Below are 16,898 nucleotides of genomic sequence, written 5' to 3' on the forward strand. Positions count from 1 at the left end.
AAAGCCGCAGCTACGACGGGTCCGCTTCTTGAAGCGCCTGATCGAGCATTGCCGCTGCTCTCGGCAGCACTTTGCGCAGCGCGGCAATTTGAGAATTGATCTTCTTCAATCCCTCCAGCGAGCGCGCGGCCAAGAGCCGCCGATACCAATTGACGAATTCCACGCTGAGCTGCGCTTCGTTTTCCGAGGGCGCGAGGGACGGAGTTTGGCCTTCCGCAAACTGGCAGATCAAGACCGCGGCCCGCGCGGAGGGTTCCTGAGCGTGGGCTGAATTCTGAAAGAACGGCAGGGCTTCGCTGAACCGGCCCCCCTTCAGCAACGCTTCGCCCCGCAACGCCCGGATCCCCGCGTGTTGCGGGAAATGCTTCAAGGCTTCCTCCGTCCAATCCACCGAGAACTCGGCGAACTCGGGTTTGCTGGCCGAGATGAAACTCCCCAGGTGCCAGAGATGCTCATCGTTGATGCCTTTGGCCATGATGCCATGCAAGGTCTGCAGCGCTTCGAGTGAGCGGTCTGTGCGGTGCAGAAAATGGGCGTAATCGTGCAGGACGCCCGGCGTTTCGGGTTCAATGACGAGCGCCTGCTTGAAATGAGCCTCGGCCCGTTCGTTTTCTCCAATGACCGCGCAGCACTGGGCGAGCAGATGGTGCGGTCCCGCTTTGAACACTTGATGACACGGAGGCGTCAGCGTCGGCGCGTCGCGCTTGGCCAGACACGCTTCCAGATGCGGAATCGCCTCAGCGGCGCGTTTCATCCGCATCAGCGCGACCGCGGCCAGGAAGTGCATCGACGCGGTCGGCCCTGCGTCGCCGGCCAGACGCGAGGTCATGACATCCAGCACCTCGCCGAATAATTCCGCCTTGAGCGCGTGCACTCCGTAAATCGTGAGCAAGCGCTCGCGGACCTCAGGCAAAATGGACCCGGCCGGGTGCGGCGCCATGATGCGGAACGCGTGCCGGTATTTTTCCAGGCCTTCTTCCAGCCGCCCGTCGTTGACCAGGTCGAGTCCGTAATTCATGAGCAGCGCCGCTTCATTGGGCAGTTCCTGGACGGCTCGTTCCATCAGTCTGAGGTTCCGCTGGATTTTCTGCTTTCGTTTCACCAGGCCGGGATCGTAGCCATAGTGCATGATAGTCGCCGTGCCCATGGTCGCGTCCATGCCCCATTCGGCTTTGCGCGCAATCACGCTGGCGTAAATCTGCTCGTGAACCCGGCCGACGAAAAACAGGGCAGGCGCGTTTCGGAACAACCGCGGCACGTACGTCACGGAATCCGCCGCTTCATGAATGTTGCAGATCGGGATGCGGTAACCGAGCACGTTCGTCGCCGCCATGTCTCGGGACAGCTTTTCATGGCTTTCCTTCGGCAATTCTTCGTCCGCATCCAGAATCAAAACCCAATCGCCGCGCGCGTGCTCGTGCCCGGCGTTCCGCGCGTCGGCAAAATTGTCGTTCCAGTCAAAACGATAAATCTCCGCCCCGTGCTGCCGGGCAATCTCCACGGTGCGATCTTTGGATCCGGTGTCCACGACGACGATCTGGCTGGCGATGGGTTCCACCGACGCCAGGCACCGTCCGATGTTGTCCTCTTCGTCTTTGGCGATGAGGCAGACGCTGAGGCGAGGTCTGTCGGGCCACTTGGGGAGCGGCGTCCAATTGATCTGGGACCGCTTGCCCTCGGCAGCGGTTTTGAGCGAAGCAAACACGCGCCGGGCCATTTCCCAGTTCGGTGTCATCCGAATCAAACGTTCCGCGCAAAGGAACGCCTGCCGTTCGTCGTCTGCCGACAGCGCAATCTCGATCATCTGCAAGTAGGCGTCGGGATGGAAAGGACGGAGTTTGATGGCTTCCAACGCCGCTTTCCACGCTTTCAAATACTTCTTCTGAGCCGCGAAATCTTGGGCCTTCTTCAACGAACCGATCAAGCCGGCGGCGGGTACTTCGATGGCCGGTTGCGGCGTCGCAGTCTCAGTTTTCGGGCGTTGAGTTAACCCAGCATCGCCTTCCCCCTCACCCCGGCCCTCTCCCCTGCCAGACTTTTCCGCAGCAGGGATCAGCCTTCCCTCTCCTTGGGGAGAGGGGCAGGGTGAGGGGAATCGTGCCACCGATTGCTCGCCGCGATTTGGATTCACGGCTGCGCGACCTGAATCCGGCAAAGTGATTGGACGAAGCCTAGTGGGATTCTCCGTCCGAGCCGCGAGGGCCTGCAAGCGTTTCTCGGCCGCTGCGGCCGCATGGGTCCAGGTCCATTTGCTGCGGACATGGACACTGGCGCGTTGCCCCAACAAGCGAGCCTCCGCAGGATGGGAGGCGACAAATTTCATCCGGTTGCTCAGAGCCTCCAGGTCAGGTTCCAGCAGCCAGCCTTGGCCCGCCAATTCCAAATCTCCGACCTTGGTGCCGATGGATTGGCGCCGGGCGGGGATCCGGTACGCGAACTCTTCCGTCGCGAAATCGTCCGCCGCGCCTCCTGCCGTGACGATCACGGGCAAACCGCACGCCATCGCCTCCAGAATCGGCAGCCCAAACCCCTCCCCGCGGTACGGATGAACCAGGCAATCGCAAGCCGTGTAGAGTCCGGGCATCTGTTCGGGCGCCAGGTCCTGGTTCAAGTAAACGATTTCCGGCGCGTTCGGATGACTCTGAAGCTGCCGGATCTGCGCTTCCAGCGTTTGGCCTTGGTAAAACGTGTTGGCGCCAAAATCCTTCACCACCAGGCAAACGTTATCCGCGGCCGTGAAGGATTTCAGATAAGCATTCAGCGCCAGGTCCGGTCCCTTGCGTCGAATCGTGCCGCCCACGAACAGGAACCTGAATTTCCGTGCCGTAGAGCAGGCATCCTGCCTGCCCTTCATTCCGTCTCGAGAGATTGAACCAGGCAAGCTGGAAGCCTGCCCTGCCTTTGGCAGCAAAAGCGGCGGCGCGTTCGGATGGAAACGATCGGGATTTGTCCCGTTGGGCACCACATAAACCTTCTCAGAAGGGATGCCGCTTTGAATGTAGCAATCTCGGACGAACGCACTTGGCACCCAGATTTCATCGACGCGATCTCGCAACACCGCGACCCAATCCTTCGGAATGCAGCCAAATTCCCAGGGTTGAATGATCACCCAGTGACCGTCCTGGGGCGGCGTTGGGTTGAACGGCCATTGATGGCGCAAGTGAACGTGCGCCGGCCGGGCGAGAGGCGCGCGAACGCGACCGGCGATCTGGCCGAAGCGGGGATCAGCCTCCGGGCCGAATTGGTCGGGCTCGAACGGAAGAATGGAGAGGTCGTGGCCCCCCTCGATCAACTGGAGGCACAACTCGCGATTGATCAACGCCAGCGAATGGTGAACGAACTGCGACCCCTCCCAGATGATCGACAGCTTGCGTTCGGGGTGGCGCAGAGTTGCACTCTGCTGTATCGCCGATTTGGAATCGGAGGCGCGTGGACTGTTCGGAACGGATTCGAGTTTGCCGGCGCTTTGCAGGCTGCAATCCTGCGATACGGCAGATTGCAAATCTGCGCTACGCGCAAGTTCGGGGCCGTCCTCAGGCGCTACCGTTTTTTTTTTCGCCGGGCAGGCTTGCTGGAGGAAGGCGGAGGAGAAGACGGCGGTTTAGTGAGCAAATCAAGATTCTCGCGGGCGACCGCATTCTGCGGATCGATCTGGAGAACTCGCTCGAAAACCATTTTCGCCGATTCCGCGTCGCCGGTTTTGTAGAAGCAAACCGCCAGCGGCAGCATCACTTCGGTGTCGTCCGGAGCCTGGAGAAGGATCTTGTGGTAGGTCTGGGCGGCGTCCTTGAAACGGTTCTCTCGAAAATTCAGGTCGGCCAACAACCGCAGCGCCGGGCGGTAGGTCGGATCATTTTCGAGCACGCGCCCAAGCACGGCTTCAAATTCGGGAATCCGTTCCAAACCCAGCAACGCCAGGGCCAGGCGAGTCTGGTAGTCCGAGGAATTGGGGAGCATCTGGGTTGCCCGCTGCAGTTCCTGGCAACTCGCGCTCAAGTCGCCCTTCTGGTAAAGGACACTGCCGAGGGCCGCGCAAATCTCGTGACTGTCGGGGCTCGCCTTCAGCGCTTCTTGGAGCGCCGCCGCAACCCCGGCCAGGTCTCCCGCAGACCACAATGCATTTGCCCGGGAAAGTTGCTCATCCAAAGCGCGCGTGCCGGCCTTCTCGATCGCGGAATGCGGAGCGCGGAGTGCGGAATGGTCAGACTGCCCACTGACCTCTGACAACTGATCACTGGCCACTGATAACTGTCCACTCCCCTTCGCCACGCGAAGGTTGTCCAGGAGCACCTTCAGATTCTCCCTGGCCAATGTGTGTTCGGGTTCCAATTCCAGAATCCGCTCAAAAATCATTTTGGCGGTCTCGTAATCGCCTGTCTTGTAGAAGCAAACTGCCAGGGGCATCAGAACCTCCAGATCGTTCGGAGTCTGCTTGAGCATCTTCCCGAAAGCCTGGGCGGCGCTCTGGATCTTGCCTTGGTTGAAATCGACCTGCGCGCGGAGTCGAAGGGCGTCGAGGCAGTTCGAGTCCAATTCCATCGCCTTGGCCAACGCGGATTCAAATTCAGCCAATTCGCCCAACTGATAGTGGCACAACGCGAGTTGCACCCATTTGCCGGGATCGGACGGAGCAATCTGCACCAACCGTTCCAAATGAATGCGCGCCTGCCGCAAGTCGCCCAGTTGGAAACAAACTGTGCCGATCGCGGATAGAATCTCCGGAGAATCTGGCGCGAACGCCAGCGCCGCCTTGAGCGCGTCGCGCGCTTCGGCGAGGTTTTGCGACCCCACCGCCGCATCGGCCTTGGTCAACCACTGGTTCAACTGGGCAATTTCAGATTTCTCGGACTGCTGAGCCTCGGCAACCGACAACTGACCACTGGCAACTGACAACTGGCCACTGTTCTCGCTCTTCTGGTCGAGCTGATAAAGATTCTCCCGCGCCGTGACATTGTTGGGGTCCATTTCGAGAACCCGGTTATAGACCATGCGAGCGGACTCGAAATCCGCGCCGCGATAAAAGCAAAGCCCCAGGCTCAGCAAGGTCTCCAGGTCATCCGGCTGGCGTTCCAGCAACTTGGCGTAGGCGCGGCCCGCGTCGCGCACCCGGTTGTTCTCCAGGTTGGTTTTGGCGAGAAACTTGAGCGCTTCGCGATGGTGCGGATCGATCTCCAGCGCGAGTCCGAGCGCGGCCTCCATTTCCTCGATGCGATTCACCTTCAGACAGGCCATGGCCAGCCGCGTATAGGCATCGACGTCGCGAGGCTTGATTTCGATCAATCGGCGGAATTGCTCCCGGGCCGCTTCGTAGTTTCCCTGGGTGAAGTGCAGGCTGCCCAGCGCCGAGCGAATCTGCGGGTCGCGCGGCGCCAATTCGACCGCCTGTTCGAGAGTCTCCAGCGCGGCCTGCCGATTGCTGACCTCGCAGAAGAAATTCGCCTGGTCCATCAGTTTCGCCAAAGCCGACTGGTCGGTTGCCACTTGCGGTGGAGGAGTAGGGCAGGCATCCTGCCTGCCTTTCTTTCCGTCATCAGAGACCGTTGATTGAGGCAGGCTGGAAGCCTGCCCTACGTTCTCGATTGCGGATTGAGACGACTGATCACTGACAACTGACAACTGATTACTCTCCCTGCCTTCCGACAGCTTCTGACGAATGGCCACCAGGTTCTCCTTCGCGACCGGATCGTCCGGGTGCCGTTCCAAAGCGCGCTCAAAGACCAGTCTGGCCGTCTCCAGGTCGCCATCCTTGAAAAAGCAGACGCCGAGCGGCAACAGCGCGTCCAGGTCGTCCGGGTGCCGGCTCAAGATTTTCGTGTAGGCCTGAGCAGCATCCTTGAGGCGACCGTTCTGAACATTCAAATCGCCCAAAAGCTTCAGCGCATCGCGATGGTGGGGATCAATCTCCAGCGCCCGGCCCAGCGCGACTTCAAACTCCTCGATCTGATCGAGCTTCAAGTTAGCCAGCGCAAGCTGCACGAAGACCGCCGGATCGCGCCGGTTCACTTCGGTGGCCCGCTGTAGATACTGATAGGCCTGCTCGAATTCATTCAAAGCGAAACAAATCGCCCCGGCCGCGGCGAGCGCCCTCGGCTCATCACGCTCCAACCGCAACGCCTCGACCAACAGTTCTTTCGCTCTGGCGAGGTTCCCCCGCTGGTGTTCGGTCTGCGCCTTTTCCAGGAGACCATCGATTGCGGAGTGCGGTTGAAGAGCAGGGCAGGCATCCTGCCTGCCTGTCTTGCCCTCTTCCAAGACCGTTGATTCGGGCAGGCTGGAAGCCTGCCCTACGTTCTCCATCGCGGATTGTGGATTGCGGATTGCGGATTCGGGCGACTGATCACCGCTCACTGACAACGGATCACTGACCACTGATAACTGCCCCACGGCCATCCTCTGCCGGATCACATCGAGATTCTCCTTCGCCACGGGATTTCCGGGATGCTTCTCCAGCACGCGCTCGAACACCAGCTTCGCCGTCTCAAAATCGTTCACCTTGAAGAAGCAGACTCCCAGGGGCAACAACGCATCCAGATCGTCCGGATGGCGGCTGAGGATTTTTGTGTAAGCCTGGGCGGCGTCCTTGAACTGGTCGTTTCGAAGATTCAAATCGGCCAGCAACTTCAGCGCGTCGCGGTGGTACGGATCGAGGTCCAGGGCGCGTCCCAACGCCTGCTCGAATTGATCGATGCGCTCCAGCCGGAGATGAGTCAAGGCGAGTTGAACGAACGCGGAGGGATCCGAAGGCATGATTTCCGTCAGCCGGCCGAAGTGACGCTGCGCCGTGATGAAATCGTTCAGAGCGAACGCAGCCATTCCGAGTTGTTCGATGACTCGAATGTTGTTCGGCGCTTGCTGCAGCGCTTGCTCCAGGATTTGTCGCGCGGACGAGTGATTCCCATTCTGGCTCTCCCGTTCTGCGCTCGCCAACAAGCGTTCGATTTCAGAGTTCGGCTGAAGAGTAGGGCAGGCCTCCTGCCTGCCTTTCTTACTGTCTTCAGAGATCGTTGATTCAGGCAGGCTGGAAGCCTGCCCTACGTTGGCCTGATTCAGTGCGGAGTGCGGAGTGCGGAGTGCGGATCCAGGCGACTGATTACTGATTACTGATAACTGATCACTGACCACCCCCGAAGCCCTTTCCTCTATCTTCTTCTTGATCGCCGCCAAATTGTTGGCTGCGAGCGAATGATTCGGGGAGATTTGCAGAATGCGCTGATAGACTTCCCGGGCCGTTTCCCATTCATTCGCCTTAAAGAAGCAGGCGCCCAATCCGAGCAATGAGTCCAGGTCCTCCGGATTGCGCGAGATGATCTTCACGTAGGTCTGGCCGGCGTCCTTGTAACTTCCCTGCTTCAAGTTCAAATCCGCCAGGAGTTTGAGTGCGTCGCGGTAGTTCGGGTCGAGTTCCAGGGCGCGGCCCAGTGCCGCTTCGAAATCCTCGATCTGGTCGAGTTCAAGGTTCGCCAGGGCCAACTGGACGCGAACGCCAGGATCGTTTGGAGCCAACTCTGCGGCCTTTGCAAAATGCTCTCTGGCTGTGGCGAACTCATTCAAGCTGAACAAAATCGCCCCCAGCGTGGCGTGGATTCGCGGAGAGTTGGGCAGGTGTTGCAGCGCCTCCAGCAAGACGGAGCGGGCATTGGCGAGGTTGCCTTTGCGGTATTCGGCATCGGCTCGTTCCAGTAGCCGATTGGCCTCGGGCGATACAGGACCTATCTCTAAGTCCGGTTTCGGGTTGGAGTCGTGCGCGTCGTTCATCGAATGCACCGATTCTCGTTTATAGCTGGGAATGCGGCCCTGTCGAGCCAGTTCTTGGCCAATTGCGGAGCCTTCGGGTGCGGAGTGCGGAGTGCGGAGTGCGGATTCTGACAACTGATTACTCCCCCCTGGCAACTGGCAACTGGCAACTGACAACGGATCACTGACCACTGATTCAGGCGAGAGGCGAGGGGCGTCAGGCGTCTGAGGGCGAACGGATTCTGACAACTGATCACTGACTACTGATAACTGATTACTGGTTTTGCCTCGCAACTCCTCCGCGATCTCCGCCAAGCGCCCGGCCGCAAGCTCCGCCACGCGATCCCATTGCCATTTCTCGACCATGTCCTGCCGTGCGCGCGAGCCAATCCGGGCCATTTCCTCCGGCTGTTCAACCACGCGGGGCAACAGTTGAGCCAGATGGTCTCTCGAAGGTTCAGCCCAGCGATGCCCTCGGAAATACTCGATTTCGGATTCCGGGCCCACGTCGGCCATCTTGTAATCCAGCAAGATGCTGTTCCGCTCGGTCATGAACTCGCGCGTGCCACTCCATCCGGTCGCAATCACGGGCAATCCGCATGCCATGGCGTCCATCTGCGGCCTGCCCCAGCCTTCGCCCCGCGACGGCGCGACGTAAGCGGTGGCGGCGGCGTAGAGATGCGGCAAGTCTGCTTCGGAGATGGGACAACCCAAAACAATAATCGGAGCCACCTGAGAGCGATTCAACTTCAAGATGCGGCTCAGAAAGGCATCAATGAACAAATTGATCTCGCGCGAAACATCCGGCGCCTCGGAGGCATTCAATGGATAAGCGCGCAGCACCAGGCAAACGTCGTCCTGAGGTTTGAAAGCGCGGGCCCACGAATGAAGGAGCACGTCCCAACCTTTGCGATAGCTCCATTCGAAGATCGATAGAAAGACGGTCTTTCGTCTTCCAGGAATTGGCAGAGGATTCAAACCGGGTCGAAAGCGGTCGGTATCGACTCCCCCCGGAATCTTGACCAATCGTGCCGTCACGCCGGAGTTCCTGAAGGACTCCAGCGAGTGCTCCGTCGGCACCCAGATTTCATCCATCCGATTGCACTTTTCGACCCACTCCTGCGGCAGCCGATCGGTCTCGAACATGGTTCTGCCAATGCAATAGGCAGCGCCCGGCAGCCGATCCAGGCAACGGCCTGAAACGTGAACCACCGCGGCAAACGGAGAAGGGATGTTCTTCTGCAGCAGGGCATCGAGTTTGTCGCGATCCGCCGAATCGATCTTGGCACGGCAACCTTCGGAAGCCGGGGCGAAGGAACGAATCGCCAGATTGATATTGTTGCTCTCCAGATTCAGGACAAAGTGCCGGGCTTCCTCAGCATAGCCACTGAAGCTGTAAAACAGGCCGTGCCACAGAACAGGCATCGCCGAAGCGGCGGACGAAGTCAGGTTTTCTCCTGCGCCACTTCCGCGCGCCGGCGAATCGACGGGCCGCACGAGGGGCTCGAAGGGAGGCGAGGCGTAAAGTGAACTCTGCTTCGTGTCCCCGCCAAACGCCAGCAGCATCTTGCTCCACAACTCCCTCGCGGCTGGATGCATGGGATCGAGCCTCAGGCACATCCGGACGTAATCCGCGCATTCCGCGTAGCGCTGAACTCGCGCGGTCTCGACCGCTTTCGCGAGCAACGCGTTCGGAGGCGCATTCTGCAATTCCGGGTCTTCCCAGGGGAACTTGAATTCGGCCTTGCGAGCCAAGATCACCCTTCCCACCTGGGTGTAACGCCGGTCATTATGGGTCACGGTACTGAATGGGCAGCACCGAATGGAAAAGCCTGCCGTCTTCAGGCGCTCGGAAAAATCGACATCCTCCAGTTGGTAGAATCCGCGTTGACCATCCCACTGCACGAGATCGGAAACGGCAGCCTTCATAATACAGAGGCCGCCGGTGACGTAAACGCGTGAATCGTATTCCGTGTATTCCAACAAGCGTTGCTCCGCTGCCGAGCCCGCCTTGGCCCAGTCCCAGAACCGCGTGCCGTCCGTATTCAGAAGTCGAACACAGAGCACGTCGTAATTCTCCCCAAAATTGAGCAGCCCTTCGTAGAAATCCGCATGGAAAATCATGTCGTCGTCCGCGACGACGAGGCGGTCGTACTGGGCTCGCCGGCAAAGTTGATTCCGCATTTCCCCAAGCCGTCCGGCATGAGCCACCTCGGCCATCGGCACCGCGATGACATCGTCGAAACCGGCTGGCACATCGCCGCCCACGAGGATTTCGCATTGAGGAATCTTGAGCGCCCGTATGCTTTGAATTTCCTCGCGCAGCTTGGCGGGGCGCTTGCCGTTCGTGATGATGCAGAAACTAAAACCCGGCGCGCGTTGTTTGGCGCACTGAGGCGCTGACGAATCGACTCGTTGGACGTTCACGGACGAAGCGTCGGCCAGCTTTTGCGCCGCGTCCGGTTCGTCCAAGAGGCTCTTCTCTGCCTTCTGCGTGCGCGGCGGCGTGGGCGGATGGAAGCGAGCCTTGGCATCGAACTGCATGCTCCAGCGCTGGCCGAACAACTGCACGTTTTCAGGCACATGCTGCAAGCGCCCGGCGCTTTTGGCCTCGTGGTGGTACACGACCGTGCGCGGCTCATAAACGACCTTCCAGCCCGCCGCGCGAACCCGCAGGCACAAATCGACATCCTCGCCGCCATTCTTGAAGCTTTCGTCAAACCCGTTCAACTCGAAGAACAGCGTTCGCGGAATCATCAGGCAAGCGCCGGTGACGATGTCCAGCTCGCGAAACACGTTGACTTCGGGCGCGGAAGCCGGGGCGAAACGATGCACGTGATCCAGCATCTGCCCGACCAACCCAAACCCCGCGTGCTGCACCCGTCCATCCGGATACAGCAGTTTCACGCCGACCACTCCGACTCGCGGCAAGCGCGCCGCCCAGATCATCGAGTCGCACCAACCGGGCGTGACCCGCGTGTCGTTGTTCAGGAACAGCAACAAATGTCCGCGAGCCTCCAGCGCGCCTTGATTGCAGCCGCGGGCGAAGCCCACGTTTTGTGAATTCAGGAACGCGCGCAGCCGTCCGGCCTGTTGCTCGCGGCGCAAATAATCAGCCGTTCCGTCCGTTGACGCGTTGTCCACCACGATAATCTCGCCCTTGGCGGGATCGATCGTTTCGTAAAGGGAAGCGAGGCACTCGCGGTTCAATTCGAGATTGTCGAAAGTCAGGACGATGATGGAGACGAGCGGCAAGGATTGGATGGCTCCCTCTCTTCCACTCGAAGAGAGGAGCGGGCTGAGGAGAGGAGGACTATCGTGCTGACTTTTCCACTCTCCTCGATCCTCTCCCCACTCATGCTTCGCGGGGAGAGGAGGAAGACCTACGGTCTCCGCACTCCGCACTCCGCATTCCGCAATGGTTGCCGGTTCCCCTCCGGGGAGGGGTGAAGCCGTGGGTTCACTGTTCGGCAACGAAGCAGATTCTTGTGAAGCAGCTTGAGCCTCGGCGGCCTGACGGCTTGCCAGCACTTCTCGTTTCATTCCTTCCAGGTACGCTTTTCGAGCCGCTTGCAGTTCCGGCCGCCCCGACACCAGATGTTCCGACTTCTCATAGACGCGCGTGGCGGTTCGCAGCATATCCGCCCGTTTGCCGCTGTTCATGCTCGTGCCGTCGAATCGCCAGCGAAACTCGCACGTGACTTTGGGAATATGGAAGAACTGGAAATGGCGCGACATGCGGATCCACAAATCCCAATCCTCATGGCTGGTCAGCGATTCGTCGAATCCCCCGGCGGTTTCCCAGCACGCCTTTTCGTGCATGAAGCACAGCACGGGCACGAAATTGCCCACCAGGATTTCATCCCGATCAAAGTCGCGTGAATACGGAACATCCCGGCGAACGATTTCATAACTGCCGCCCTTCTTCATTTGGTGGGCGCGCCAGGCATCTGTGTAGGCGACTTTCGCTCCGCTTTTTTGCAGAAACTCGTGCAGCGTTTGGAGATGGTCGGGAAGAAAAAGGTCGTCGTCGTCCAGATACGTGATGTATTTGCCGCGCGCCTGGTTGACGCCCGTATTTCTGGCCGCGGCCAGGCCGCGGTTCTGGAAGTGTTGGAAGTAACGGATCTTTCGCGAAGCGTTAAGGCCTTCGATCTGCTTGGAGACATCCTGCCCGGCGTCGTTGACGACCAGGATTTCAAAATCCTGGAACGTCTGGCTCAAGATGCTCTGGAGCGTTTCCGCGAGCATCTCTGGCCGGTTATAGGTCGGCACGATGACGGAAATGGCCGGCCCCTGGCTCTGGGCCTTCGGGTTCCCTTCTCCGCGCAAGAACCTCCGGGCAATCTCCACAATGTCCTTCGGATAGAGGTCAGGATGATTGGCGATAATGTTGATGCGGAGGATCGTGTCGCGTTTCAGCGCATCCTGAAAAAGCCCATCCGCTTTCTCGCGGTAGTGGAATAAGGGTTTGGCAATTCGCTTGCCCACGAATCCTTTTTCTCCGCAGCCAATCCAGAAATCCCAATCTTCGTATCCTTTGACATTGGTCTTGTATCCGCCCACCGTTTCCCACGCCTGGCGGCGAAAGAGGGAACAATAACAAAGATGGTTCGCGTGGATCAGAACTTTGAAGTCGTACTCGGCGGTCGGTTGAATCCACGAACGCTCCCGGTTGAAAAAGATGGCATCCGTGTAAGCAATCGCTACGTCCGGGTTGGACTCTAGAATTTGCACGCACTCCGCCAGGAGGGTCGGCGCGATGCGGTCGTCAGCGTCCAATGGCAGGATGAATTCGCCTTGTGCTTCGGCAATTCCTCGGTTGCGGGAGATCGCCGGCTGGCCGGAGTTCGGCTGGTTGATGAGCTTGATTCGGTGCGTGGAATACCGGGCGCGAAGGCTTTCCGCGACCTGCGCGCTGTCATCAGTGCTCCCGTCGTTAACGATGATAATCTCAAAATCCTGATAGGTCTGCTTGATGACGCTATCGACCGCCTCCGGCAGGTAGCGCTCGTAATTGTAGCAAGGGATGACCACGGACACTCGGGGCGGCGATTTCATGGGTTGCACCGCCGCTTCGCCCGATACGGCGCTCGGCAAAGCAATGGACCTTGTCGCTCGCGCCTGGTTCGCTTGGCGTTGAAATTCACCGCGAAGCTCCGCCATTCGCGCGGACACACCGGCAGGCATCTCGAAATTCGCCTTGATGGGTTCGCCTTGGATCACTGACGTCCACGCTCGAATAACGACGTTCCAACTGAAGCACGCCCCCCAGTGATCGTAGCCGCACTGGCCCAGCGCCTTTCTCAACTCCGTCTCTCGCAGCAACGTCGCAATAGCATTTGGAAACTCCGCCAGCGGCACGATGACGCCGCCGGCATTGTCGTGGACCGCGCCGCAGTTCGGTGTCGCCACCCATGCCTTCGCGTGGCTCATCGCTTCCAGAATGACGACGGGCGACGCTTCGGCGCGCGAGGGGAGCAGGATCAAATCCGCCGCTTCCATCGCTGCCGAAACCTTCTCCGGCGGCAAACCCGGAATCCAGATGACTTTGGGATCGCGTTCGACTGCCTCGCGAACAGCCTTGCCGTAATTCTGTTCCATCGTTGTGCCGCCGATGATGGCCAGGCGCCATTCTCCCGGAAGATTCTGCAGCGTCTCGAACAACCCCAGGTGATTCTTCACGCGGAACAGGTTCGCCACGTGCAGCAGCAAGGGCATGTCCTTAGGGATGCCGTGTTCGCGCCGGAAATCTCCCGCTGGCGCAACGACGTCAACCGCATTGGGGATGTAAGCGGGATCGATCTTCTCTTCCTGGAAGTAGCGATCCCCCGCCCCATGCCGTGTGATGGACACGACCGCGTGCGCTGATTGGAGAACAGAGCGGAGCGATTCACGAAACTCGCGATCGCCTCGCCAGTTGTGGAAGGCCGCATCGTTGATCACCGGCTGGAGGATCAGCCGAAAACGGCGCGGAAGAGTCAGCCCATGAAACGCCCAAAACAAAAGGTTGGAAGGATCGGAAATCGCAATGCACGCGTCGTAGCGCCCGGAACAAACGAGTTCGCCCAATTGCACCGTGGCGCGCGGAAGGGTCGTTCCCGAAATCTTTTCACGATCCAATGAGATCACGCGCATTCCCAGATGGTCGTCCGTTTGCCGCGCCTCATTGGAGTAGGCGGCAACTTCCACATCGAAATCCAGGAAGGACAAACGCCGGCCCAGGTTTTCGACGATGCTCTCGACTCCGCCGACCGAAGGGTAGAAATGGGGACAAGCCAGGAGAACGCGCGGACGAGAAGTCCGGTTCGCCGTTTTTCGAGCCTCGACAATCCGGCTCGAAGCGCTTTGCACGCGCGGCCAATCGTAGAGCCTGAAATGGTTGACCGTGATTTGGGCCTTGAGAAGTTCGCGATTGCGATTCGCTCGATCGAGCAAGCCCGAGCCGTGTTTCCGATAGAAAAAGAGCGGCTCAGGGATGAGCCGCCCCTCCCAGCCTTTCTCCGCGAGGCTGATCCAAAAGTCCCAGTCTTCGTAGCCTTTGACATTGAGTTTATATCCGCCAACCTCGGCCCAGAGCCGCTTTCGATAGAGCGCGCAATAAGGGACGCAATTGTCCTGGAGCAGATTTTGGAGCGTGAACTCGCCGCACCGCCAAATGTCCTGGCGATCGCCGAAATGCTGCAATTGAGAATAGACCACGCCGACCTTGCCGTCGGATTCGATGAGGTTTACGGCCTTTTCCAGGAAGGTGGGCGCAATTTTGTCGTCGGGATCCAGGGGAAGGACATATTCGCCTCGGGCCGCGTCGATGCCGGAGTTCCGCGCGCTCGCGGGCTGGCCGGAGTTGCTTTGCCGGATCAACGTGATGGGAAGGTCCTGATAGGTGTCGATAAGCTGCCGGGCTACGCTGGCCGTATTGTCCGTGCTGCCGTCATCGACAATGATGATCTCGAAATCGCGGCATGTTTGCCGAGCAACGCTTTCGACTGCCTCCGGCAGAAAGTGCGCGTAGTTGTAGCAGGGGATGACGACGCTGACCTTCGGGGGCGGGATACTTTCCGCGTCAGCTTCAGGCCGGCGGGGCATTCGAGACTCTTGCGTCTGGAACAGATCGGAGCGGGCTTCATCCATCGAAGGCGCATCGGCTTTGTGCAGGCTTTGCGGATCGCTACCCCCGCCGGTCAACCACGTCACTACAGCGTGTTTCGTTGCGCCGCAGACCGGCTCAAAAAACTCGCGCGACTTCTGCTCTGACCAAGGCCTCGGTTGGATGGATTGACGGTTCGCCGCGAGCTTCTGAACGACGGCTCTCAACTCCGAAGCGGTTCGACATGTGAAGTCATACTCTGCAAAGGGCATGACATTTTGATCGACAAAAAATTCTGAGAGCAACCCAATCGTGGTCCGGCCCGCATGAGCCGCCTCAAACTCGACCGAGGATCCGTTGCAGATGACAACTTCGCTATCGACGAGCGCTTCGCTCGCGGACCGTTGCCCCACGATCATCTCCTCCGGCAGAGACGAAAGCTGCGCAATCCGGAGCGCCGTCTGGAGAAGTTCCGATTCGCGCCCCATCCGGGGATGAAACCGAATTTCCAGGCGGACATTGCGGATGGCATGGAGCGCTTCGATCGTCCGCGTGAGCATTTCCAGAGACGGCCCCGCTTCAATCACGAGGCACAACAAGACGCGCAAATGCGGGCCGGAAGATTGAGGAAGCGCGGCCGCCTTCGCGCCCGCCGGTTGGGTTAAGGCTTCAAAACGAAAAGCTGGCCAGACCGACGTTCTGCTTTCAGAGAAACCGTATTCGCGGAACATCCGCTGCCAATACTCTCCGTGAGTGGCCAGGCAGTCCGGAATCTGATTGGCCGTGAAGTCGCTTCGGGAAGGGAAATAGCTGAACCAAAACGGCGGCACCGGGCAATGTTGATAAGCGGTCAGTTTCGTTGCCGGCAGGAATTCGCGAACTCCTAACCTCAGTCCTTTCTCCCAGGGCTGGTTTTCATACGGATAAATCAAGTTCCCGACGGTGCTGCCCTGGCCGGCCAGGAATCTGCCGACGTGATAGAACTGCTGGGCAAAAAGCGGGCGCGCGATGCTCTGGTCGTGATGAAACGCCTCGAAGAGAAGCGGAGTCACATCGACTCCCTCCAGAATCCACCGGCCTCTGAGTTTGAGCGTGAACTCGAGAAGACGTTGAGCCGTGCTTTCAAAAGCATCCAGATCAACACAATCTTCAATAAAGAGACAGGGACCCGTGCCGCGAAAGACACCTTCGTAAATCTTTTCGATCGGATAAACCCAATCGAGTGGATTGACCAGGAAGACGACGCTCCCGCCGGCCTCCTCCAGCCAAAAAGGCAGAGGCCCGAAAAAGTCGTCTCGGCCAGCGCGGGCGTGCCTGGCGAAACTCTCAGGTTGAATCCAGGACACGAGGAGGTGATCAATCTGTTTCGGCAGCGCGCCTAAGGGGCGTCCAGCTTTTTGGCGAAGGTTCGCGACCAGTTCCTTCCGAGATCGGAGTCGGCCAATGAAATGCGATGCGTGGGCCGCAAATTTGGATTTTTGATTCCTGCGATGCTGTCTGAGGGTTTTGAACAGAGCGCCTGCCTCTTCCTGATTGAAGGAACCCCAAAGCTGGACCTCGCACTTTCCAGTCCTGGACGCGACTCTAGACAAGAAAGCTGCCAGGTATGCGTCGTCCACCACGATCAACAACTCACCGTCGATGTCTTCGAGGATGCGCGGCAGAGAAAGAGCGGCGCAGAGATGGTAAAAGAGCATGGAAGAGAGCGGGCTTCGTTCGGCCACCGAGGTTGTCGCCCAGCGCAGGTCTGCGACATCCACTTCCACCACTTGATCTAAATTCAGGAACTCGCGCCAGATTCTGGAAGCCGTGGCATTGATATACTGGCCGCTGCAGACGTAAGTCGCGAATCGATTTAGCCCCTCCTGTATGGAATAAAAAAAAGCCGCCTGATTCCCCAAATAGGTCCAACTGAATTGTCCGGAGGAGCGGAACCGCTCCAATGCCCGCGCCAATTCGCTGGCTTGACTGAACACCACGGTCTTCTTTTTCATCGGATTTATGCCCATGACCGCTTAAGGCCAGTTTCAAAAGTGGCAGCCGAGAGTTTTGATCCGTCAAGGCCTCGAAACCA

The 16,898-nt window shown here is 59.1% G+C and carries 2 protein-coding genes; both read right to left on the reverse strand.

Features of this window, described 5'->3' with window-relative positions:
- Nucleotides 1–10: 10 nt before the first annotated feature.
- Entirely contained in the window at nt 11–3,502 is a 3,492-nt protein-coding gene (locus tag FJ398_01545; protein ID MBM3836639.1) for a glycosyltransferase, read from the reverse strand.
- A 38-nt stretch (nt 3,503–3,540) separates the two neighbouring features.
- The gene (locus FJ398_01550; GenBank protein MBM3836640.1) at nt 3,541–16,833 is read right to left on the reverse strand and encodes a glycosyltransferase; all 13,293 of its coding nucleotides are present in this window, start codon (nt 16,831–16,833) and stop codon (nt 3,541–3,543) included.
- Nucleotides 16,834–16,898 lie beyond the last annotated feature (65 nt).

The sequence above is a fragment of the Verrucomicrobiota bacterium genome (assembly GCA_016871535.1).
GTDB lineage: Bacteria > Verrucomicrobiota > Verrucomicrobiia > Limisphaerales > SIBE01 > VHCZ01.

Coding starts and splice junctions, on each gene's coding strand:
- FJ398_01550 (MBM3836640.1), bottom strand. CDS start 16,833: ATGGGCATAAATCCGATGAAAAAGAAGACCGTGGTGTTCAGTCAAGCC.